The sequence below is a fragment of the Roseateles sp. P5_E4 genome (genome assembly GCF_054049255.1).
Window position 1 is genome coordinate 366,532 of record NZ_JBFUMS010000004.1, and the last position, 20,735, is coordinate 387,266.

Annotated in this window: 23 protein-coding genes; 10 read left to right on the top strand and 13 right to left on the bottom strand. The window is 67.4% G+C overall.

What is annotated here, in order from left to right; genetic code table 11:
• Window positions 1-6: 6 nt before the first annotated feature.
• On the top strand, window positions 7-1,245 hold the full coding sequence (locus ACXJLH_RS10890) for a class I SAM-dependent methyltransferase (RefSeq protein ID WP_457443998.1): 1,239 nt from the start codon (window positions 7-9) through the stop codon (window positions 1,243-1,245).
• A 41-nt stretch (window positions 1,246-1,286) separates the two neighbouring features.
• On the opposite strand, the gene ACXJLH_RS10895 is transcribed toward ACXJLH_RS10890, so the two are convergent.
• The 3 genes from ACXJLH_RS10895 to ACXJLH_RS10905 are packed head-to-tail and all read right to left on the bottom strand — an operon-like array spanning window position 1,287 to window position 1,947.
• Window positions 1,287-1,517, bottom strand: a complete 231-nt coding sequence (locus ACXJLH_RS10895; protein ID WP_056192786.1) for a DUF6429 family protein — start codon at window positions 1,515-1,517, stop codon at window positions 1,287-1,289.
• A complete protein-coding gene (locus ACXJLH_RS10900; RefSeq protein ID WP_457351440.1) occupies window positions 1,514-1,717 on the bottom strand; it encodes a tyrosine-type recombinase/integrase in 204 nt (67 codons plus the stop codon). The genes ACXJLH_RS10895 and ACXJLH_RS10900 overlap by 4 nt, the downstream gene beginning before the upstream one ends.
• Window positions 1,693-1,947: a tyrosine-type recombinase/integrase gene (locus tag ACXJLH_RS10905; protein ID WP_457444000.1), complete on the bottom strand. Its 255-nt coding sequence runs from the start codon at window positions 1,945-1,947 to the stop codon at window positions 1,693-1,695. The genes ACXJLH_RS10900 and ACXJLH_RS10905 overlap by 25 nt, the downstream gene beginning before the upstream one ends.
• A gap of 227 nt (window positions 1,948-2,174) precedes the next feature.
• Between ACXJLH_RS10905 and ACXJLH_RS10910 the strand changes: the two genes are divergently transcribed.
• From ACXJLH_RS10910 to ACXJLH_RS10925, 4 genes are all read left to right on the top strand, one after another.
• Window positions 2,175-2,396 (top strand): hypothetical protein, encoded by a 222-nt coding sequence (locus ACXJLH_RS10910; RefSeq protein ID WP_457351436.1) that lies wholly within the window; start codon window positions 2,175-2,177, stop codon window positions 2,394-2,396.
• 412 nt (window positions 2,397-2,808) lie between these two features.
• Window positions 2,809-3,108 carry a BrnA antitoxin family protein gene (locus tag ACXJLH_RS10915; RefSeq protein ID WP_457444002.1) on the top strand — a complete coding sequence of 100 codons (300 nt, stop codon included), beginning with the start codon at window positions 2,809-2,811 and terminating at the stop codon, window positions 3,106-3,108.
• Window positions 3,109-3,236: 128 nt separating this feature from the next.
• On the top strand, window positions 3,237-3,806 hold the full coding sequence (locus ACXJLH_RS10920) for a dihydrofolate reductase family protein (protein ID WP_457444004.1): 570 nt from the start codon (window positions 3,237-3,239) through the stop codon (window positions 3,804-3,806).
• 5 nt (window positions 3,807-3,811) lie between these two features.
• On the top strand, window positions 3,812-4,258 hold the full coding sequence (locus ACXJLH_RS10925) for a GNAT family N-acetyltransferase (protein WP_457444006.1): 447 nt from the start codon (window positions 3,812-3,814) through the stop codon (window positions 4,256-4,258).
• A gap of 57 nt (window positions 4,259-4,315) precedes the next feature.
• On the opposite strand, the gene ACXJLH_RS10930 is transcribed toward ACXJLH_RS10925, so the two are convergent.
• A complete protein-coding gene (locus tag ACXJLH_RS10930) occupies window positions 4,316-5,146 on the bottom strand; it encodes a PEP-CTERM sorting domain-containing protein (protein WP_457444008.1) in 831 nt (276 codons plus the stop codon).
• A gap of 117 nt (window positions 5,147-5,263) precedes the next feature.
• Between ACXJLH_RS10930 and ACXJLH_RS10935 the strand changes: the two genes are divergently transcribed.
• Complete coding sequence (locus ACXJLH_RS10935) at window positions 5,264-7,891, top strand: LuxR C-terminal-related transcriptional regulator (protein ID WP_457444010.1); 2,628 nt, start codon at window positions 5,264-5,266, stop codon at window positions 7,889-7,891.
• On the opposite strand, the gene ACXJLH_RS10940 is transcribed toward ACXJLH_RS10935, so the two are convergent.
• A complete protein-coding gene (locus tag ACXJLH_RS10940) occupies window positions 7,858-8,538 on the bottom strand; it encodes a hemerythrin domain-containing protein (protein ID WP_457444012.1) in 681 nt (226 codons plus the stop codon). The two genes, ACXJLH_RS10935 and ACXJLH_RS10940, sit on opposite strands and share 34 nt — an antisense overlap.
• A gap of 292 nt (window positions 8,539-8,830) precedes the next feature.
• Here ACXJLH_RS10940 and ACXJLH_RS10945 point away from each other — a divergent pair, with 292 nt between their 5' ends.
• A complete protein-coding gene (locus ACXJLH_RS10945; protein WP_457444014.1) occupies window positions 8,831-9,277 on the top strand; it encodes a hypothetical protein in 447 nt (148 codons plus the stop codon).
• Between the two features lie 83 nt (window positions 9,278-9,360).
• Here the strand turns inward: ACXJLH_RS10945 and ACXJLH_RS10950 are convergent, their stop codons facing one another.
• The 4 genes from ACXJLH_RS10950 to ACXJLH_RS10965 all read right to left on the bottom strand — a co-directional run bounded on the left by ACXJLH_RS10950 (window position 9,361) and on the right by ACXJLH_RS10965 (window position 14,011).
• The gene (locus ACXJLH_RS10950) at window positions 9,361-10,260 is read right to left on the bottom strand and encodes a hypothetical protein (RefSeq protein WP_457444016.1); all 900 of its coding nucleotides are present in this window, start codon (window positions 10,258-10,260) and stop codon (window positions 9,361-9,363) included.
• Between the two features lie 374 nt (window positions 10,261-10,634).
• Window positions 10,635-11,162, bottom strand: coding sequence for a YcnI family copper-binding membrane protein (locus ACXJLH_RS10955; RefSeq protein ID WP_457444018.1), 528 nt, complete (start codon window positions 11,160-11,162; stop codon window positions 10,635-10,637).
• The gene (locus tag ACXJLH_RS10960; RefSeq protein WP_457444020.1) at window positions 11,159-13,534 is read right to left on the bottom strand and encodes a TonB-dependent receptor; all 2,376 of its coding nucleotides are present in this window, start codon (window positions 13,532-13,534) and stop codon (window positions 11,159-11,161) included. The genes ACXJLH_RS10955 and ACXJLH_RS10960 overlap by 4 nt, the downstream gene beginning before the upstream one ends.
• Before the next feature lie 84 nt (window positions 13,535-13,618).
• Window positions 13,619-14,011: a DUF2946 family protein gene (locus ACXJLH_RS10965; RefSeq protein WP_457444021.1), complete on the bottom strand. Its 393-nt coding sequence runs from the start codon at window positions 14,009-14,011 to the stop codon at window positions 13,619-13,621.
• A gap of 79 nt (window positions 14,012-14,090) precedes the next feature.
• On the opposite strand from ACXJLH_RS10965, the gene ACXJLH_RS10970 reads away from it, so the two are divergent.
• Window positions 14,091-14,816 (top strand): hypothetical protein, encoded by a 726-nt coding sequence (locus tag ACXJLH_RS10970; protein WP_457444023.1) that lies wholly within the window; start codon window positions 14,091-14,093, stop codon window positions 14,814-14,816.
• Between the two features lie 67 nt (window positions 14,817-14,883).
• Here ACXJLH_RS10970 and ACXJLH_RS10975 read toward each other — a convergent pair whose 3' ends face one another.
• Genes ACXJLH_RS10975 through puuE form a run of 4 tightly spaced genes read right to left on the bottom strand, consistent with a single transcriptional unit; the run spans window position 14,884 to window position 19,476 of the window.
• Window positions 14,884-16,107, bottom strand: coding sequence for a M20/M25/M40 family metallo-hydrolase (locus ACXJLH_RS10975; protein WP_457444025.1), 1,224 nt, complete (start codon window positions 16,105-16,107; stop codon window positions 14,884-14,886).
• Window positions 16,104-17,885, bottom strand: coding sequence for a 2-oxo-4-hydroxy-4-carboxy-5-ureidoimidazoline decarboxylase (uraD, locus tag ACXJLH_RS10980; RefSeq protein ID WP_457444027.1), 1,782 nt, complete (start codon window positions 17,883-17,885; stop codon window positions 16,104-16,106). Before uraD ends, ACXJLH_RS10975 begins: the two co-directional genes overlap by 4 nt.
• A complete protein-coding gene (locus tag ACXJLH_RS10985; RefSeq protein WP_457444029.1) occupies window positions 17,882-18,496 on the bottom strand; it encodes a hypothetical protein in 615 nt (204 codons plus the stop codon). The genes uraD and ACXJLH_RS10985 overlap by 4 nt, the downstream gene beginning before the upstream one ends.
• Window positions 18,497-18,510: 14 nt before the next feature.
• Window positions 18,511-19,476, bottom strand: a complete 966-nt coding sequence (puuE, locus tag ACXJLH_RS10990) for an allantoinase PuuE (RefSeq protein WP_457444031.1) — start codon at window positions 19,474-19,476, stop codon at window positions 18,511-18,513.
• Between the two features lie 32 nt (window positions 19,477-19,508).
• On the opposite strand from puuE, the gene uraH reads away from it, so the two are divergent.
• Window positions 19,509-19,862, top strand: a complete 354-nt coding sequence (uraH, locus tag ACXJLH_RS10995) for a hydroxyisourate hydrolase (RefSeq protein WP_457444033.1) — start codon at window positions 19,509-19,511, stop codon at window positions 19,860-19,862.
• Entirely contained in the window at window positions 19,852-20,619 is a 768-nt protein-coding gene (xdhC, locus tag ACXJLH_RS11000; RefSeq protein ID WP_457351402.1) for a xanthine dehydrogenase accessory protein XdhC, read from the top strand. The genes uraH and xdhC overlap by 11 nt, the downstream gene beginning before the upstream one ends.
• Window positions 20,620-20,735: the final 116 nt, after the last annotated feature.

Sequence of the window (20,735 nt, forward strand, 5' to 3'; positions counted from 1 at the left end):
GCGGCTATGGCCGCGCCCTTGTTCACGTCCCTCATCACGCCGCCGCCGGCCGCCACCGCGCCGGCCCACGAGCGCTTTTTGCACCTCATCCGCCTGGCCCTGGCCGGCGGGCAGTTTGGCAAGTTGCTGCTGTCCGGCCCCGTGGGTGATGACGAGGACGTCGAGCGCCTCACCGTGCGCCTGGTCGAACTGCGCGGTGAGCCGGCCTTGAGCTTTCTCTGGCGCCACCGCACCAAGGACGTCACCAAGAACCACGCCCCCGAAGCGGGCCTGGCCGAGATCGCCACGCTGCTGGGCGCGCGCTTTCGCAATGCCCATCTGCACACGGCGACCGAAGAGGTGCAGTTCGCCGTCAGCCGCAAGGGCCGCGAAACGCTGCGGGTGACGCGCGTCGATGGGTCTGAAGCGGTTGCTCCCGCTGCCCACGACAAGGCCAAGCAGCGCCCGCTGGACATGCTCAATCCCGTGTGGTCGGCGCTGGGGCTGACCCACCTTGTCAAGGGCGAGCCGGCGCTGGTGCCGGCGATGGCGCGCAAGTGGAAGCAGATCAACCGCTTCGTCGAGATCCTGTCCTCGGCCGTCGACGAGGCCGAACTGCAAGGCCCCGTGCGGGTGGCCGACTTCGGTTCTGGCAAGGGCTACCTGACCTTCGCCGTGCATGACTGGCTGCAGTCCCACGGCCTCAGCCCCCGCGTCACGGGCATCGAGCTGCGTGACGACATGGTCAAGTTGTGCGGTGCCATCATCGACAACGAGGGCCTGACCGGCCTGCGTTTCGACCAGGGCGACGTGAGAACGCAGGCCGTGCAACCGCTGGACGTGATGATTGCCCTGCACGCCTGCGACATCGCCACCGACCATGCCCTGCACGTTGCCCTGCAGTCGGGCGCCAAAGTCATCATGAGCTCGCCCTGCTGCCACAAGGAGCTGCGCCCGCAGATGACGCTGCCAGCCGTGCTGCGGCCCATGCTGCAGCACGGCATCCACCTCGGCCAAGAGGCCGAGATGGTGACCGACTCGCTGCGCGCCCTGCTGCTGGAGAGCCAGGGTTACCGCACCCAGGTCTTCGAGTTCATCGCGCTGGAGCACACCAGCAAGAACAAGATGATCCTGGCCGTGAAGGCGCAGGGCCTGGCCGCCGAGGCATTGGCTGCGCGCCGGCCCGAGCTGCTGGCGCAGATTGCCGAGATCAAGCGCTTTTATGGTCTGCGCGAGCAGCGGTTGGAGCAGTTGCTGGCGGGGTGATGAATCGGCCTGCGCCGCTCCGGCAGTGCGGCCTCAGCCGCTTAGCCCGCCTTGCCAAATAGCGACTGCAGCAGGGCCTCCGCCCTCTGCAGGCCTTCATCGGTGAGAGCCACGGACGTCGCCTTGCCGACCGGGTCGCTGATCAACCCCTTCTCGTGCAGCCGGCCCATCGCATCCCAGTCGAAGGACTTCCACGCCCGATGGCCGTCATGCAGGCCCAGTAGCAACAAGGCCAGCACGGCGTCGTCGATCCGTTCGGTGTCCAGGTTCATGAAGCCTCCTGTCGAGCCATGGCCAGTGCATCCAGTGGCGAGCGCACGGCACCGCCGCCGAGCTTGAGCACATGGGTGTAGATCATCGTGGTGGCCACGTCGGAGTGGCCGAGGAGTTCCTGCACGGTGCGGATGTCGCTGCCGGCTTGCAGCAGGTGGGTGGCAAACCGAAGGTTCAGTGAAGACTGACTTGTACCCAAGTCATGTCGTAGCTAAAACAATGGCGCAGCGTGTGGGGTGTGGCGGGCTTGGCGACGCCTGCGGCCTGGACGGCGCGCTTGAAGGCGCGCTGGAAGGTCTCGTGATAGAGGTGGTGCCGGCGGAACACGCCGGTGCGCGGGTCGGTGGCGTGATGGTCTTGCGGGAAGACCCAGAACCAGCCCCAGCTCGCGCCCGCCCTGGGGTATTTGCGGGCGAGCGCGCCGGGCATCTGCTCAGCCGCAACTGCGAGTACGCCACAGATGTTCCCGCGTTTGAAGAGCCGTTCGAAAAGGAGTTCGCGTACGTTGCAGACCTATGGGAGTCAGCCGCAAGCCGAGCCGAGTTCGAGTCTAAGTACAGTCGTGCAGTCTCAAATCAACATGATGCGCGGTACTGCTAACCTTTTGCTGCAGCGGGCGGCTTCGCCGCCCGCTGAGCGCACACGTTTTGGCTCAGATGACCATTGAGAACGCCTTCTTGACCTTGTGTGGATTCCTCGCGATCTACATCGGTTGCCGGTTTATCGTGGCGAGGAAGATTCCAATCGTCAGCGAAGACGATCGCGAAACACATGGTTGGCTTCGCGGGAAGGAGGCTGTCATCGCAGGCCTTGCGGTTGTCGCTCTGGGGCTCGCACTCTTGGCTGCCGCGATTGGCCTCATCAAGCTACGTGCCTAGCCACATGAATATCCTGAGCCGGCCAGCTACTTCCGCAGTGATCCATAACCTGCCATTGGAGCGGACCGCCTTCGGCGTCCGCTCACTTTCACGTTCGGCCTCACCAATGCCGCCATGCCCCGCGATTGGCGGCCAAATTTAATGTAGCTACATTAAAGCGTGCAAGTTGAGTTCGACCCTGCCAAAGACGCGAGCAATCTGGAGAAGCACGGGCTATTGCTGGCATTGGCAGCCGGACTCGATTGGGATGCATCACTGGTGTGGGTTGATTAACGGTACGAGTACGGCGGGTTGCGCATGATCGCGTTAGCGCCGGATACCGGGATCCTGTATTACGTGGCATTTGTAGGTCGTGGCGAGACGCGAAGGATCATCAGCTTGCGCAAAGCCAACCGATGCGAGGTGAAGCACTATGTCCAAAGTTTCTAAGCGCCCGGCCATCGTCATGCCGACGGTGGCGGAAGGCAAAGCGATTACGGCAGCCGCAAAGGCCGATCCGGACGCGCACCCCCTGACTCCGAAGCAGTTGCAAGCCATGGTTCCGATGAAGGCTGTACGTGGTCGGCCTAAGTCTGAGAACAAGAAGCTGCTGGTGTCCGTCCGCTATAGCCCGGAAGTCGTGGCGTATTTCAAGTCAACCGGCGAGGGGTGGCAGTCTCGTATGGACGGTGTGCTTCAGCAGTACGTAGCGCGTCACTCGCGGCGAGCGTGAGGCCGAACCAGCCTCTCGAGCCGACTCGCGTCCGCAGGCCGCTGCTATCGGCTCAGCTTCAACGTCAGGCGTCACTCAAGCGGCATCGCGTACGTCTGACCATTCTTCGAAAGAACAGGAGACCCCAAATGTCCACATCGGTGCTCTTCATGTCTATGTCACTCGACGGATACATCGCTGGCCCGAACGACGAAGTGGGCAACCCCGGCGGCGACGAATTCGACCGGTTGCACGAGTGGTATGGGGACTTCTCCCGTCCATCTGGGGCGGTCGGACAACTGTGGGATGAGTGGAACTCACCTGGCGCGATTCTGGCGGGGCGGCGCACTGTGGAGCAGGTCGATCACTGGGGCGGTGACAACCACGGTGTCCCGATCATCGTGCCCAGCCACCGGCCGCCGGGCCCTTCGGTAGCGAACTATCCGTTGGTGACCTACGTGCCCGACGGCATCGAGCGCGCAATGGCGCAGGCAAAGGCCGCCGCCGGGGATCGCATCGTGCTGATGCTTGGTGCGTACACGGCGCAACGGGCGCTCGAGGCTGGTGTGCTGGACGAGTTGCAGATCCACCAGATCCCGGTCCTGCTCGGTGGTGGCCGCCGGTTGTTCGAGATGTTGCCTTCGCGCGTGGAGTTGGAGATTGTCCGGGTGATCGACACCCCGGAAGCCACCCACATCCGCTACTGCGTTCGTCGCTGAGTGGGATGACGCCTGACAACGGGTTCCAGCCGCCGGCTCCCATGAATTCAGCGCCAGCCATCGAATACAAGCTCTCGCCACCGCTGGGTGACCTGGAACTGAACGAGTTGTTTTCTGCGTCTTGGGCAAACCATCGCCCCACGACGTTTCAGGCCGTCTTGCGCTCCAGCATGGCTTACGTCTGCGCGTACCGGGGGGCCGAACTTGTCGGCTACGTCAACGTCGCCTGGGACGGCAAGACGCATGCGTTTGTCCTGGACACCACGGTTCATCCCAGTTGCCGGCGGCGGGGCATCGGAAAGGCGTTGGTTCTTGCCGCGCTGGAGCAAGCCAGGGGGCGCGGGGTCACTTGGGTGCACGTCGACTTCGAGCCTGACCTGCGGGAGTTCTACAGCCGTTGCGGGTTTCGCTTGTCCGAGGCTGGCGTCTTCAACGTCGCGGCCGAGGCGTGACAGTCAAGGGGCGTCCCGCAGGCGGGCCGCGGGCCGAGGGCAGCGACTTGGATCACGTCAACGCGCGCGGCGGCGCCGGGCCAGCATGGCCAGGCAGGCCAGGCCGGCCAGGATCAGGGTCCAACTGCCCGGCTCGGGCACCGGCACGGCGCTGGTCACGAAATGGCCATCGGTGGCCAGGCCATTGGCGGCCGTGAAGCCGTAGAACACCGGCGTGCCGACGAGGCCGAGCTGGTCGAAGCTGACCTGGGCGCTGACCGTGTAGATGCCGAGGTTCAAGTGCTCGATGGTGCCGGTCAGCATGCCGGCGTTGTCGTTCAGCCCCGAGGGGGTGTACTGCACCGAGGCATACCACTGGAAGTCAGGGTCGCGGATGGTGTCGCCCAGGCCGGTTTCGGTAGCAGCCAGCGGCGCCACTGAGCCGCCGGACAGGATCTGCAGGCTGGGCGACACCGGTTCGCCGTTGAAATGAAAGGTGTCGATGGCAAAGGCCACGCTGGCCGGACTCAGACCGTCATAGCCGAGGCCCGAGCCTGCGCCGCCGACGCCGGCCGTGTCGCTCAGCGTGAAGGTGAGGCCATCGCCGCGCAGGCCCTGGCTGACGGGGATGAAGAAGTGGAAGTCGAAAGCGAAGGCCTGGTTGAAGTCCAGCGTGAGGGCATTCGGCGCGAAGCCGGCGCCGCCCTGGCCGCCGACACCTGGTGCCGTCAGCATCAGGTCGCTGTAGGTGAAGCCGTTGCCCGGCGTCGTGTTGGACGCCGTCGCGCTGCCGTACAGCGACCAGCTGGTGAAGTCGGTGAATCCGGTTGCAAGGCTCACGCCCTGCTGGGCATGGGCGCCAAGGCTGGCGGCAAGGGTCAGGGGCAGCAGCAGTCGGGCAAGCTTCATGGTGGGGTCTCCGATCAGGTTGTGCGCCAGTCTGGAGAGCGACCGTTAGGCAATCGTTAGCCGATGGAGCCATCTCACCCCCTCAAGCCCGGGGTCTGTGAACTAGCATCCGCGCCCATGGCTCTCGCCCACACCAAGACCCGTGCGCCGCGCCCGCGTGCCGGCCTGCTGCTGCCACGCCCGGCCCTGCTGGCCGACGTGCAGCGCGCGCTGGATGCTCACCGCGTGCTGTTGATCTGCGCGCCTGCCGGCTATGGCAAGACGTCGTTGCTGACCCAGGCCCTGGCCGATGCGGGCGCCGACACGGCCATTGCCTGGGTGGCCCTGGACGAAGGCGACGACCTCGGCCGCCTGCTGGACTGCCTGTTCGCCGCCTTCGAGCCTTATGACCCGCCCTGGCGCACGGCGCCCGAGGGCCTGCGAGACGCGGCGCTGCGCGGCGGCACCGAGATCGTCACCGTGGCCGATGCGATGCTGAATGCGCTGGAGGCCTGCGAGGTCGAGCATGGCCTGATCGTGCTGGACGACGCCCACCATCTCGTCGACCCGGCTGCGTTGCAGTTCCTGGACCGCTGGCTGGCCCGCATGGGCGAGCGCTGGCGCCTGGTACTGGCCGCCCGCCACGAGCCCGCGCTGCGCCTGGCACGGCTGCGGGCCGCCGGCGAGCTGGCTGACCTCGGCCCCGTCGAGCTGGCGCTGGCGCGCGGCGAGGTCGAGCAACTGGCCCAGGCCGCGGGCCTGGACGAAACCGCTGCGGCGGGGCTCTACGAGCGCTGCCAGGGCTGGCCCGCCGGCCTGCGCCTGGCTTTGGGCGCGGGACAACAGCGCCTGCCCGCAGCCATCGACCGCGCCACCTTCGACTACCTGGCCGCCGAGGTACTGGACCGGCTGGAACCGGGCCTGCGCGGCTTCCTGCTGCGCACCAGCGTGCTGCACGAACTTGACGCCGCGCGCTGCCAGGCGCTGGGCGAGGACGCCCACGCAGCCGGCTGGCTGGCCGATATGGAGCGCCTCTCGCTCTTCGTGACCGTCGTCGACCTGGCGCCCCACACGCTGCGCCTGCACCAGCTCTTGCGTGACATGCTGCAACAGCGCCTGCGCCAGGAGCAGCCCGAGGTCTACCGCCAGCAGCTGGAGCGCGCCGCGATGCTGGAGACGGACGCGGTGCGCCGGCAGAGCCTGTTGCTGGCCGCGGGCCGCCCCGAGCGTGCAGCCGAGCTGCTGCTGGCAGACGGCGCCTTGCTGATGAACCAGCTCGGCGCCCAGGGCCTGCTGGACCTGACCCGGCGCTTCGACCCTGCCTTTGCCGAGTCCAGCCCGGAACTGCACCGCGTCAAGGCGCTGGCGCTGTGGGTGCTGTGGGAGGCCCAGCAGGCCGAATGGCATCAGAGCCGCGCCGAGGCGCTGTTCGACGCGCGCGGCGACCAGGCCGGTCTGCTCGCCGCGCGCGGCCATCGCAGCATCCTGCTGATCGCGCAGGGCCGCCTCCAGGAGGCTGAAGCCCTGCTGCGCGACCTCGACCCGTTTGCGCTGAGCGGCGAGCTGCGCCGCGTGACGCTGCTGGGCCGCACCTGGCATGCGATGGAAAGCTGCCGCTTCGATGCCGTTGCGCCGCTGTTCGACGCCCTTGTCACCGAGCTGCTGAACACGACCACGCTGGAGAGCTGGTACATCTGCTCGCCGTCGCCGCGCCAGATCAGCTGCGTCGGCATGTCGCCGGTGGCCGACCGCTGGTACCGTGGCGCGATGCAGGTGCTGGGCAACCGGTCGCTGCCCTTCGGCGTCAACGCGCACACGTCCCAGGCCTGGAACCTGTTCTGGCAGGGCCGCCTGGCCGAATCCCGGCAGATGCTGGCTCATGCTGAAGCCGATGCAGCCTGGTTGGGTCGCATCGTCATCGCGCGCAACCAGGGCCAGGCCCTGCATGCGATGTTCGACCTGATCGCCGGCCGCCATGACGAGGCCCTGGCCCTGATGCGGCTGCGCCTGGCCGAGCATGTGCCGGGCTATGGTGCCTGGGGCGCTTGGCATGCGACCTTTGCCATGTCGCGCATGGCGGCCGCCATCGGCAACCTTGAGGCGCTGGCCGAGAGCCTGGAGTGTCTGGTGCGCATCGGTGCGGACCTGCCCGACCTCGTCATGCCGCACCGGCCACGGCCGCTGCTGGGCCTGCAGGCCCAGCTCGCCGCGCTGCAGGGCCGGCGCGACGAAGCCATCGCCGCCTGGCGCGGTCTGCTGGCGGACGGCGAAGGCGGCGACCTGCTCGGCCAGCTGGCCGAGGCGCGCCTGCGTCTGGCCGCCGTGCTGCTGGAGGGCGGCGACCGTGGCGGTGCGGCACAGGCCCTGGCCCCGGCGCTGGCCCGGCGCGAGCCCGGCGGCCTGCTGTGGGCTGTGCCGAAGCTGCTGCAGATGGCGGGTGAAGACTGGGGCGACCTGCTCGACCCGGTCGACCTCGCCCGGCTGCGCGGCTGGGCCGACGCCGTGCGCCCGGCCACGCGGGTGGTGGTCGAAGCCGCCGCCGTTTCCGGGGACGACCGGCTCTCGCAGCGCGAAGCCGAAGTCATCGCCCAGATCGCCGCCGGCGCCAGCAACAAGCACATCGCCCGCGCGCTGGACCTGAGCCCCCACACCGTCAAGCGGCATGTGGCCAACATCCTCGACAAGCTGGGCCTGAACTCACGCGGCGAGGCGGCCGCGTGGTGGAACCAGCGTCAGATGGCCACCAGGCCCGGCACGCTGGCCTGACCCAGCGCCCGGCACAGCTTGGCCCAGGCCGTGTCGTTGAGCAGCGCGCGCGCCGAGGCCAGCACCGGCGCCTGAACCGGCGGTGGCAGGCTGCCGATGACAAGGGCGCGCTCGGCCGGCGTCAATGCCGGAATCATCCAGCGCAGCGTCTCGCTCATCTCGCGCGGGCCGATGCTGGCCAGGATGCGGTGGTGGATGTCGAGCAGCTCGGCGTCGCTGTAGGCGGCCCACAGCGCCAGGTTGTGGCGGCTCTCTTCCACGCCCATGTGCTCGAGGTTGTGGGCCACGAAGGCCGCGAAGCGGCGGTACAGGCGCTGGGCGGCGCTCGCTGACGGCATGGCGCGCAGCGCGGCGGACTCGGCGCGCAGGCCGGCGATGGCGTCCAGGTGCTCCTCGTGCTCGACCTCGATGGCCGCGCTGGCCCCCGCGCGGCGGGCTTCGATGGCGGGGTGGACGAACTCGTTCTCCTTGTCGAGATGGTGCCGGGCGGCATCCAGCAACGCGTCGAGCTGGCCCAGGCTGGTGGCCAGCTCGAGCGGGTCGTCGACATCGAGGCGGCTCAGCTGCTGCAGTGTGTCGCTCATGAACAGGCGCAAAGCCTTGTGGATATGGGCGTAGAGGTCCAGGCGCGGGGGGAGGGTGGTCATGGTGAAGGCTCCGTTTGAGCCGGCGTGATGGGGCCGGATGCGCCGCAGTGTTCCGGCCGGCGTCGCGGTTGCCATCGCGCTGATGGGCCATGCCCGACGGGCCATCGGTCGTGGCTCGTCGCATGGCTCTTCGGGGCGATGGCAGGGCCCGGCCTGCTCGGCAAAGTGCGATCCATGCAACGCCTCGACCTCGTCCTTCTGCTCAGCACTGCCGCACCGGCGGCGCGCGCCGAGCTGCCCCGGGCGCATCGAGCGTGTCTCTGTCCCGTTGATCCTTTTCCAGGAGATCCTCATGAAGCGTTTTGATTCCTCTTCTGCCCCACTCAGCCTGAGCTGGGCCATCGTCACCGCTCTGGGCTTGGTGGCCGCCGGTGTGCTGGTCCTGCCCGCCGAGGCTCATGCCGCCGCGTCGCCTTGTGACGACAAGGCGACACTGCAACGCCGGCTGGATGACTTCGATTCGCGCTGGAATGCCAGCGACGCCTGGGGCCTGACGGCCCAGTTCACGATGGAGGGCAGCTTGGGCGCTGCCGGCGAGCCGGGCCGCGTGGCGGTCTACCGCGAACTCATCGAGCGTCTGGGCCGTTCGTCGCAGCAGCGCAAGACGCGCCTGCTGCGTGCCACCGACGTCGGCCAAGCCTGCCTGGTGGACGTGCAGGTGCGCAGCGGCGAACGCGGCGAGGCTGGCTTGTTCCTGCTGGCGCCGTCGGCCGAGGGCGGCATCGTCGCGATGCGCTGAGGCAGCGCACCCGGGCTGGGCGCGTGGGCGGCCTACTTGCGTCTCAAAGGCAAATTGCCTTGTCGGCGTGAGGTCGTCGTTGCCTACTTCGCCTTCGCCGGCCAGCGCCGGAAGTCGTACCAGAGCTCCGGACGTTCGGCAGGCGTGGCGGTGCCGGGCGTGAGCAGCGGATTGGTGAGATCGATCACCACGCGCTCATGCAGGCGCGCACGGCGTAACCGTTCGCCGAAGTAGCGCTCAAAGAGCTTGTCAAAGCTGCCATCGGCCATCGCCTGGTTCAGTCCGCGCTCGATGTCGGCGGCGAGCTTCGTGGCCTTGCGGTTCACCATGAAGTAGGCGTCATAGGGGTAGTGCAGCACCACGTGCGACTCCACCTCGAAGCGGTCCGAGCGCTCCTCCAGTTCATCCCAGACCTCGGTCAACCCACGGGGAAAGTAGTCGAATCGTTCCCCCTGCAGCATGTTGAAGAGCGCCAGGTAGGCCGAGCCGGCCACGACCGGAATGCCGTTGGCACGCAGGATCTCGGTGTCCGGCCAGCTCTGGCCTTGGCCTACCCGCAGTTGCTGAAGCTGCTGCAGTGAGTTGAGCGACCCAAAGCGTGCCTGATCTCCGCGCCGGATGAGGCCAACCCGCCAACCGAGCATGCCGCGATTGACGGGGATGCGGATCGCCAGCAGGCGGGCTTCGCGCTCGGGCGAGGCGGGAATGGGCGCCACGTCGATCATGCGCCCCGCCTCCAGCTCAAGGACCTGGCGCTCCTGGTTCATGGTGACACCCGCATGCTCGATCCGGTACTCGGTGCCGCAGCGCGCCAACGCCAGCGCCAGCAATTGATCGGCGTAGACCGACCGACGGTCTTCCCGAACCTCGGGGCGCGGGATGCGCACGACCTCGACGGCTGCCGCAGCCTGCACCGCCGCCGCAAACCACAGTGCCGCGCAGAATCGAGCGAGCACTGTCATGAAGGACTCCTGCTGCTGCAACAGGTGGGGATGCTACCGGTCAGTTCCCAGAAGGCCGCCGCGCACGCCGAGTGGCGTTTGCATGCAGGCAAAGTAAAGCCCCGAGCGGCCAAGGCCGTTCGGGGCGAAAGAGCGCTTCACGCCGCCCGGGACGCACCCCGGAGGGACGTGGGGCTGCGGCGTGGATCACAGCGCAGGTGGCCTGGCAGGGCGACACCGGGAGGTGACGCAGTCGGGCCCGAATCTCATGCTTTCATGGTCGCGGGCGGCTCGCGTGCCGCCTCGCCAGGGGCCGCAACGTTGCCGGGGGCCATGCACTGGTGACGGGCTGAATCATCGGCGCAGCGGCCTGCGACAAAGCCGCGATCAGCCGGGATCGACCCGGCTTTTTCGGCTCAGTGACTGTGAGCCTCGGTACGGGCGGGCAGCACCTTCAACCTGACGGACGGTGCGCGCGGCTTGGGGTTGGCGGCGCTCGGCAGCTCGGCCCAGTTCCACTCGCCCTGGGTGCAGACCTGGCGCACGGCAAAGGCCAGTTCGCCCGGCTCGGCTGGCAGGGACACGCGCAGCACGAACTCGTCGTACCAGGCGTCCTGCACATAGTTGGCCTCGCCATTGGCCACCCAGCGTGCCTCGGCCAGTTCGTCGGTGACGGCCTTGCCGTGGCTGTCGTAGGGGACTTTCAGCGGCCGCTGCTTGGTGGTCAGCGTCCAGCCGGCTTTGGGCATGGGCTTGGCGCCGCGCAAGCCCTCAGGCAGGGTGACGACGATTTCCTTCGTCGCCGCGCCGCCCTCGCAGCCGTGCCCGACCTTGAAGACGGCGCGGTAGCTGCTGCCGGCCGGGGCCTCGGGCTGCTCCAGCGTGATGTGGGCCTGGGCGGTGCCGGCGACGGCAAGCAGAGTGGCGGTGAGGTATGTCTTCATAGATCGAATTTCAGCTCGGCCGAGTAGCTGCGCTGCGGGTAGGGGTGGAAGTTCCAGTATTGATAGTCGTTCAGGTTGTCGATGCCGACGGCGGCGCTCCACTGGCGGTCAATCTTCCACAGCACGCGCAGATCGGCCGTCGCATATTTGCTGACGCCCATATAGGCAAAGCCGTTCACGTCGGCATTGTTGAGTGTGCGGTACTGGCGGCCGCTGTAGCGGGCCGCGAGGCTGGCGCTCCAGTGCTCGTCGAAGCGCCAGGCTGCCAGGGCGGTGGCGCGCCAGCGCGGGATGTTGGGCTGCCAACGCCCCAGGGTGTCGCCCGGCGTTGCGACAAAGCCGCTGTTGGCCTTGATCCTGGAGTCGGTGTAGGTCGCGCTGGCCGACAGGTCCAGGCCCTTGAGCAGCCAGTCGTTGGCGGCGAGCGTGGCCTCCAGGCCGGTCGTGCCTATCTTGTCGATGTTCTGCACGCGGCTGACGTTCCTGTTGGCCGCCGGGTCGAAGAGGGCCTGCGAGTACAGCGAATCGCGGGTCGTCTCGGCGAACAGCGTGAGGCGCGACTGCAGCGGTCCCCAGGTGGCTTCAGCGCTCAGCTCGGCCGTCCAGGACTTCTCGGGCTTGAGGTTGGGGTCGTTGATGTACGCCGAGTTCGTCGTCGACGTGGCGCCATACAGCTCGGCCACGGTGGGCATGCGAACGGCCCGGCCGACGGAGGCCTTGAGCACGGTGTCGGCCGTGGCCTGCCAGGACAGGGCCGCCTTGGGTGACAGGAAGCTCTCGCTGCGCGCGGCATAGGCCTGGCCGGCCGTGGCCGAGAAGTCCGTGCGTCCGTCGTGGGCCTGCCAGGCTTCAGCGCGCAGGCCCAGCACGGCCTTCCAGTCGGGCGCCAGCAGCCAGGCGTCCTGTGCATAGGCGGCCTGCAGGCGGGTTTTGCCATGGACATTGGCGGCCAGCGCGCCGGGGCCGTCAGCGAGGTAGTTGCCGGCGATGTTGGACGTCAGGTAGCTGAGCCGGTAGCTGTCCTGCTGCAGGCCGAGGTCGACGACGTGATCGGTGCCCGCGGGGCGCCAGATGCCCTTGAGGGCGAGGGTGTTCCAGCCGGTGCCGCTGCCGTCGGCCAGCGTGCCCGCGCCGCCCGTCCGAGCGCCCGGCTGTGGGTTGCCGGCGGTGTTCTGGCGCTTGTCGTCCTTGCGGTAGTCGTAAAGGCTGGCCGCGGCTTCCCAGTCCCATTCACCGCCGCTGCGGCTCTTGACCGACAGGCCGTGCATGACGTGCAGCAGCTTCTCGCGCGTCAACGGGAAGTCGCCACCAGTCGGCGCGGTGAGCTGCTTGCCATCGATGACGACAGGCCCCGAATAGACGGGCTTGCCGTTCGCGTCGCGCAGCCAGCTCTCTGAATTGCCGTCTGAATCGTTGTGCCAGACGCCCATCACATAGCTGGCGCGCAGCGTGGGGCTGAGCTCATAAGCCAGCTTGATCTTCACGTGGTCCTGCCGGGTGCTGTATTGCGTGGCCGAGCCCAGCAGATACCAGGGCTGGCCATTGCTGTTGGGCACCAGCACGGCGCCCGTCACCGGGGTGCCGTTGGTGACCACGGTGCCCGTGCTGGCCAGGCGGTTGGCGAAGGTCAGCGGCTGGCCGTCGCTGTCGGTGCGGTTCACGTTGAGCCACCAGCTGAGGTCGCCGGCGCGGTCGCCTACCGAGGCGCTGGCCTGCCGGGCGCGGTAGTTGGCCTTGGTGCCATAGAGCTCGAAGGGCTGGGACACATAGCCCAGCTTGGCATGGGCCTCGAACTGGGTCGGCATGCGCGTCACGTAGTCGACGACGGCGCCGGCCGAGTTGCCGGGGTAGGCGGCCGAGAAGGGCCCGTACATGACGTCGACGCGCTCGATCTCCTCGGGGGTCACCAGGCCCCAGCGCGGCGGGAAGCTCAAGCCGCCGACGCCGTTGCCCAGGTAGTTGGACAGCAGGATGCCGTCGGCATAGACGGCCGAGCGTGCGCTGTTGCCGGTGCCCGAGGCGCGGCTGGACAGAATGGCGTGGTTGTAGTCGCCGACATAGCGCTTGCGCACCAGCAGGCTGGGCAGGTACTTCAGCGCGTCTTCGGTATCGGTCGCGTTGATGCTGCGCGCGATGTCCTCGCGCGTGACGGTTTCCCGAGTCGTTGGGATGTTGGTGGGCAGGGAGCTGGGCGCAACACCCTGCACGCGGACGAGGTCGAGCTTGTTGCGCGGCGTGGACGTGTCGGCGTCGGTCGCGGTCACCTGGGTGGGCAGTGGGGCGTCGTCGCAGTCGTCGCATGCCTGTGCCACGGTCCAGACAGACAGAAGGGCGCTGGCGGCAGCCGCGCGCGCGGGGGAGGATTTCTTCATGGAAAGGCCGGATCTGGGTCGCGCCGTCGTCCGCAGCGGAGGACGGCCAAACGCCGGGCCATGACGGCCGCGGCGGCGAGGGACTCAGATCAGTCCGGGTGGGGCGCGTGCGCTGGCGGGGCGCCAGGCGTGCGCGGTGACCGGTGCGGTCCAGAAGCGCTCGGGAGCTTCGGTCACCAGGTCGTCAAGCAGCTGCAGCTCAGGTGTCGCGGGAGGCTCGATGAGGTCGGCGGCGCCCAGATGGCAGGCCGGGCAATGGCCTTTGGCCAGCAGGTCCAGCGCGGCCTCAATGGGCTTCTTGGGCTCGGCGGCATTGGCGTTGGACGCCGGCGCGCGGCAGACGTCCTGCCAGGCCGAAAAGTCGCCCCGCGCATGCGCCAGCGCGGAGCTGATGCCCGGCGCCAGCACACCCAGCAGGAACACGGCCACCAGCCACCAAGAATGGCGGCGGGCGCGGGCGTGCGTCAGCTTGGGCATACTGGGATTCTAGGAGGTGAGTCGTGTCAGCACGGGTGTACGGTCGACATGAGCGAGGCTTGAGCCCCGAAACGATCAGATGACAGCACCCTTGGAAAGCCGCAGCCTGTTTGTTTGGCGATTGATGGCAGCGTGCCTCGCCTCGCTGGGTCTGTGGTGGCCTGTGCCGACGACGGCCGTCGAAGGTGCCGATGGGGTTCCTGCCTTACTGACGCGTATCCGTGCGTTGGCGAACAGTGACCGGCTTTTCGAGCCTCGCGTGGTCGCGAAGATCCTCGACGTCGAACCGGACTTTCGAGCGGAAATACAGGATGCGCCAGGATTGATCTGCAGCGAGCCGTCGATACTCAAAACGGTGTCGGCGAGATGGACACCGGCATGGGCCAAGGTTCTGACGACCCTTCCTTCCGCTGCTGGTATTGAGTTGCCGCCTGAGGCAGAAAGGTACGCCCGGTCTGCCTGGGAAGCAGGGAGCCTGCATGTCACCTACTCGTGGGTGCCCAAAGGCCCGTGTTCCGCTGAGCCAGCGAGCACGAACGAGGAGGAAGCCACCGTCGTTTTCGATGGCCTGCAGGTATTCGCCTGCGTGACGGCCGACGCCGTTTCATCGCAGTTCAAGGGGTATGCAGAAGAGCGGCAGCCGCCGCCTTATCACGGTGGGCCGGTTCCTCAGGTCCTGGTCGGCCCCCAAAGTGGGTCGCGAGGCACCCGCATCACCTTTGACTACCGGAGCAATGGTTGCGCTCAATCGATTCGTATTGAGCAAGCCACCCGCTTTGGCAGTCTGCACCGGGAGCGCAACTAGGCTGACCGGGACGGCGCTGTGGCCGCTCCGTGCAATGCGGGCCTGGCCGGCCTCCCTAGGCGCATCCTCAGGCCAGCAATTCGGCCAGGCTTCGAGCAACGACCATCGTCGCCTTGCGCAGGTCGTCCAGCACCAGATGCTCGTCGGCCCGCTTGGCATTGCTCTCCAGCACCGTGCGCGGCCCGGCGCCGTAGATGGCGGCCGGGATGCCGTGGGCGGTGTAGAGGCGCACGTCGGTGTACAGCGGCGTGCCCGAGGTCGGGATGGCCTCGCCGAACACCGCCTCGCCATGCTTCTGCAGCGCGGCGATGAGGGGCGCGGCGCCGGGCAGCGGCTTCATGGAGTTGGCGAGCAGCAGGCGCTTGATGTCGAGCTTGACGCCGGGGCTCTGCGCGACCGCGGCTTCGATCAGCGCGCGCACCTCGGCCTCGACGGTGGCCGGGTCTTCCTCCGGGATCATGCGGCGGTCCAGCTTGATGACGACCTTGCCGGGCACGACATTGGTGTTGCTGCCGCCCTCGATGCGGCCGACGTTCAGGTAGGGGTGGGTGATGCCAGCCACCTCGGAGCGGCGCATCTTCAGCACGTCGTTGTGCGCGTAGAGGGCCGTCAGCAGCTTGTTGGCGGCCTGCAGCGCGTCGATTCCCGTGCTCGGATAGGCCGCGTGCGAGGCCAGGCCGTGCAGGGTCACTTCCATCTGCAGGCAGCCGTTGTGGGCGGTGACGACCTGGTAGCTGAAGCCGGCGGCGATCAGGTAGTCGGGCTTGGTCAGGCCGTGCCTGAGCAGCCAGCCGGGGCCGAGTTCGCCACCGAATTCCTCGTCGTAAGTGAAGTGCAGCTCGACGGCGCCCTTCAGCGGCAGGCCCGAGTTCTTGAGAGCCAGCAGCGCGAAGGTGTAGGTCGCGAAGTCGCTCTTGCTGACGGCCGATGCGCGGCCGTAGAGCTTGCCGTCGACGATCTCGGCCCCATAGGGCTCGTGCGTCCAACCTTCGCCCGGGGGTACCACGTCGCCGTGGGCGTTGAGCGCAATCGTCGGGCCGTCCTCGCTGAAGCGATGGCGCACGATCAGGTTGGTGACGGACTGCATGCCGGCCGCATGCACCTCGGCGGCGGGCACGGTGTGTTTCTCGACCTCGAAGCCCAGTTCCGCCAGCAGCTCGGCCGTGCGATAGGCATGCGGCGCGTTGTTGCCGGGCGGGGTGTCGGTAGGGATGCGGACGAGGGCTTGGAGGAAGCCGACTTCGTCGTCGAAGTTCTCGCTGATCCAGGCATCAATGCGGTTCTGAGTCATAGGGTGTCGATCAAACGTTCAAACGCCCGGATGGACAGGTCGGCGTCATCCGCCGTCACCGACTCCAGCGGGTTGTGGCTGATGCCGCCATTGCCGCCGCGCACGAACAGCATCGCCTGGGGCAGCAGCTCGTGCAGCTTCATCGCGTCGTGGCCGGCGCCCGAGGGCAGGCGGTGGATGGGCAGGCCGAGTTCGGCGACGGCGGCCTCCCAGCGCGACTGCCAGGCGGCATCGCTCGGTGCGGCATTGGCGGCCATCGTCGGCTGCAGCGTGAAGCTCAGGCCGCGGCGCAGGCAGATTTCGTCGAGCTTGGCGCGCACGTCGGCGTCGAGTGCGTCGCGGGCTGTGTCGGTCGTTGCGCGCAGGTCGAGGCTGAAACGGCAGCGACCGGGGATGACGTTGATGGAGCCAGAAGGCACTTCCAGCATGCCGACCGTGCCGACGACGTCCGGCACCGCTGCGGCCCGCTGTTCCGTGAACAGGATCAACTCGGCCACGCCCGCCGCGGCGTCGCGGCGCTGGCCCATGGGCGTCGTGCCGGCATGGCTGGCCAAGCCGATGATCTCGCCGGTGTAGCGGCGGCTGCCGTTGATGCTGGTGACGATGCCCAGGGGCAGGTCCAGGCTGTCGAGCACCGGGCCTTGCTCGATGTGGACTTCGACAAAGCCGAGGTAGCGCGACGGATCGCGCCTGCAGCCGGCGATGGCGTCGAGCGTGCCCGGCAGGCCGGCCGCCTGCATCGCATCCCGCAGCGTGATGCCGGCGGCGTCGGTCTGGTCCAGCCAGGCTGCATCGAACCCGCCGATCAGCGCGCTCGAGCCGAGAAAGTCCGCTGGGTAGCGTTGACCCTCTTCCTCGGAGAAGCCCACAACCTCGAGGCCAAAGGGCAGCCGCTTGCCGGCGCGATGCAGCTTGCGCACGACCAGCATGGGCACAAAGATGCCCAGCCGCCCATCGAAGCGGCCGGCGCGTCGCACGGTGTCGTAGTGGCTGCCAGTCAGCAACCGCTTGTCGGCGCCCGTGCCGTTGTAGACGCCCACGACATTGCCGACCGCATCGCGGCTGACCTCGTCAAAGCCGCAATCGCGCATCCAGGCCATCAGCTGCTCGGCAACGGCCGTGTGCGTGGGCGTGGCGTAGGTGCAGGTCAGAAAGTCCTCGGCCTCGCTGTGAACGGCCAACTGGGCGGCCCAGTCCCACAGCTGCTCGCCCAGCTCGGGCCGAACGCCAAATTTGTCATTCAGTCGGATCTCCGCGATGCGATGGATCTGGCGCAGGCACTCGGCGCGCTCCAGGTCGGGGTGGGCGCGCAGCCGGCGCTCGAAGGTCGCGATGATCTCGGCGCGCGCGAAGCCCGTGCCACGCGGCCCGCGCACCGCCAGGATGAAGGGAAAGCCAAACCGCTCGTTGTACTTCGCATTGAGCAGTTGGAGCTTCTCGAACTCCTCGGGCGTGCAGGCCGTCAGCCCGGCTTTCTGCTGCTCGTTCGTCGACTCGGCCGTCAGCTTGCCGGCGACGGCGGCCTTGCCGGCCAGCTCGGGATGGGCGCGGATCAGGCCGAGCTGTTCATCCACCGTCGCTTCGCGTACGACACGGGCCAGCGCGACCTTCAGCGCAGCCAGCGACTTGAACGGGCGTGCCGCCGCGGCGCGCTCGGCGATCCAGGGCGAGTGTTCGTAGGTGCCGTCCAGCAGCGCGACGAAGTCGCTAGAAGTCGCGCCATTCAGCAGCGTGATGCCGTGGCGGACGTGCGTTGCGTCGAAGTCTTTAGCCGTCATGGGTGAATTGAACGTACAAGGATGTTGGTGATGCAAGCTGGACTTCTTGTAGTCAGCGTCACCGTGGTTTTGGAGTTCGCGGGCTCGATCGGCGGTACATAGAGGGTCGAACGCATGTAAATGTGATGCCCCAGGTCCATATGAGTCGACTTCCAGCCGGCCTGCTCGAACGACTGGTCGAGTTGCAACGTGCGGTCGCAACCGAGGCCGTTGAAAGGCGCCGTCTCCCAGTCGATGTGCAATTGAATTCCCTTTGGGGATTCAAAGATTGCGACGTGAATTTCCTTGCCTGCATTGTTCGATATGAGCCCCGACAGAAAGCGATCGGCGCCCAAGTTGGGCTCTTGTTCTCGGGTTCTCTCGATGTACTCCGCACCGAGATAGGCCAGGATTTGACGGGCAGTGAGTCGTGGAATCGCCGGGAGCAGGTCCGCCAGGTGATTCCAGATCGGCACCAGGACGCCCTCACCATCCAGGTGTGGCACTTGCTGAGCGCCTGTGGGCTTGCTCTCCGCCACGGCAGGGAGTTCGCCAGCGCTTGACGCATCGGTCAGCAACAGACCGCCGATGAGCAATATCGCAGCCGCTGTCAAAAGTCCACTGTCCGGCATGGTTCGAGAGCCCATCATTCCCAGACAAAGGCCGTCTTGGCGTCAAACGGATGGGTAGTTTTCCAATGCCGCGCGATGTCCAGCCGCCGGCAGACCCAGACGCGGTCATGCGCCTCGATGTGGTCCAGGAACTTCTGCAGGGCCCGCATGCGGCCCGGGCGGCCGAGCAGGCGGCAGTGCATGCCGATGCTCATCATCTTCGGGCTGTCGGCGCCCTCGGCATAGAGCACATCGAAGCTGTCACGCAGGTATTCGAAGAAGGGCTCGGCATGGCTGAAGCCCTGAGGCAGGGCGAAGCGCATGTCGTTGCAGTCCAGCGTGTAGGGCACGACGAGGTGCGGCGCCAGCTCACCGTTGGTCTTCCTGACCTGCAGCCAGAAGGGCAGGTCGTCGCCGTAGTAGTCGCTGTCGTAGTCGAAGCCGCCGAAATCGGCCACCAGGCGGCGGGTGTTGGGGCTGTCGCGGCCGGTGTACCAGCCCAGGCCATGCGGGTCACGGCCCAGCGTCAGGCGCTTGAGGCTCGCCATTGCCTGGGCCATGTGGGCGCGCTCGGTGTCTTCGTCGATGTTCTGGTAGTGCACCCAGCGCCAGCCGTGGGAGGCGATCTCGTGGTTGAGCTCGACGAAGGCCTGGGTCACTTCGGGCGAGCGCTCCAGCGCCATGCCCACGCCGAAGATCGTCAACGGCAGCGCGCGCTGCTCGAACTCCTTCAGCAGCCGCCACACGCCCACGCGCGAGCCGTACTCGTAGATGCTTTCCATGCTCAGGTGCCGCGCCGGGAAGCTGGGCGGGTTGGCCATCTCGGACAGGAACTGCTCGCTGCCGGCGTCGCCATGCAGCACGGAGTTCTCGCCGCCCTCTTCGTAGTTGAGGACGAACTGCACGGCCACCCGGGCGCCGCCGGGCCATTGCGCGTGGGGCGGGTTCTCGCCGTAGCCGACGAGGTCGCGGGGATACCGGGGCTGATGGGGCGTGCTCATCCCTACACTTTGCATCAATCGACGGAGATTCCATGGGCAAGCTCACAACACATGTTCTCGACACCGCCAATGGCTGCCCCGCCGCCGGCATGGCCGTGCGCCTGTACCGCTTTGACGCCGAAGGCCCCAAATGGCTACGCAGCCTGCACCTGAATGGGGACGGCCGCGCCGACGGCCCCCTGCTGGAAGGCGCCACCTTCACCGCCGGGCGCTACCGCCTGGTTTTCGAAGTTGCGGCCTATTTCCGTGGACGTGGCCAGGCCTTGCCGGAGCCGGCATTCCTGGACGAGGTGCCGCTGGACTTCGGCATTGCTGATGAAGACAGCCACTACCACGTGCCGCTGCTGGCATCGCCTTGGGCTTACTCGACCTACCGTGGCAGCTGAACCGCTGATCCTCGTCACGGTCGCCCGCACCACCGGCAGCGTACCGCGCGAGGAGGGCGCCTGGATGGCGGTGACGCCGGATGGCATCACCGGCACCGTGGGCGGAGGCCACCTGGAGTTCGACGCCATTGCCCGCGCCCGCCGGGCGCTGGATGGCGACGAACTGGAGGCGGAGGTGCGCTATCCCCTCGGCCCCAGCCTGGGCCAATGTTGCGGCGGCGTGGTCTGGCTGGCCTTCGAGCGCGTCGCAGCGGGCGAAGACCTGGCCGCCCATGTGCCCCAGCCACCGCAGCGGCCCCTGGCCTTGTTTGGCGCCGGCCATGTCGGCCTGGCCATCGCCCACATCGCCCGCGACCTGCCGCTTGCGCTGCACTGGATCGACAGCCGCGATAACCAGTTTCCCGATCAACCGCCCGAGCTCGGCTGGCGCCAGGAGGTCTGCGATCCAGCGGCCGATGCTGTCGACGATCTCTCCCCTGGTTCGGCCGTCCTCGTCATGAGCCACAACCATGCCGAGGACTTCGAGATCATTGCCGCCTGCCTGAAGCGCCAGCGCGAGCGGGGCGACCTGGTCTTCATCGGCATGATCGGCAGCCGCACCAAATGGGCGAGCTTTCGTCAACGCCTGGAGGCCCGCGGGTTCACGGAGGCCGACCTGGCTCGCGTCGTATGCCCCATCGGGGTGCCCGGCGTGGCGGGCAAACAGCCGGCGGTCATCGCAATTGCGGCGTTGGCACAGGTTCTTGCATTGCCGTGAACTAAATCGCGGCACGCGGTGTTACAACGCCGGCGTCGAGCTTTCGGCACCTTCGGATGCAGCCAATACTCCCGGGCTGCAGGATCAATTTTGCTGTTTGCACTCATGCGCCCCGA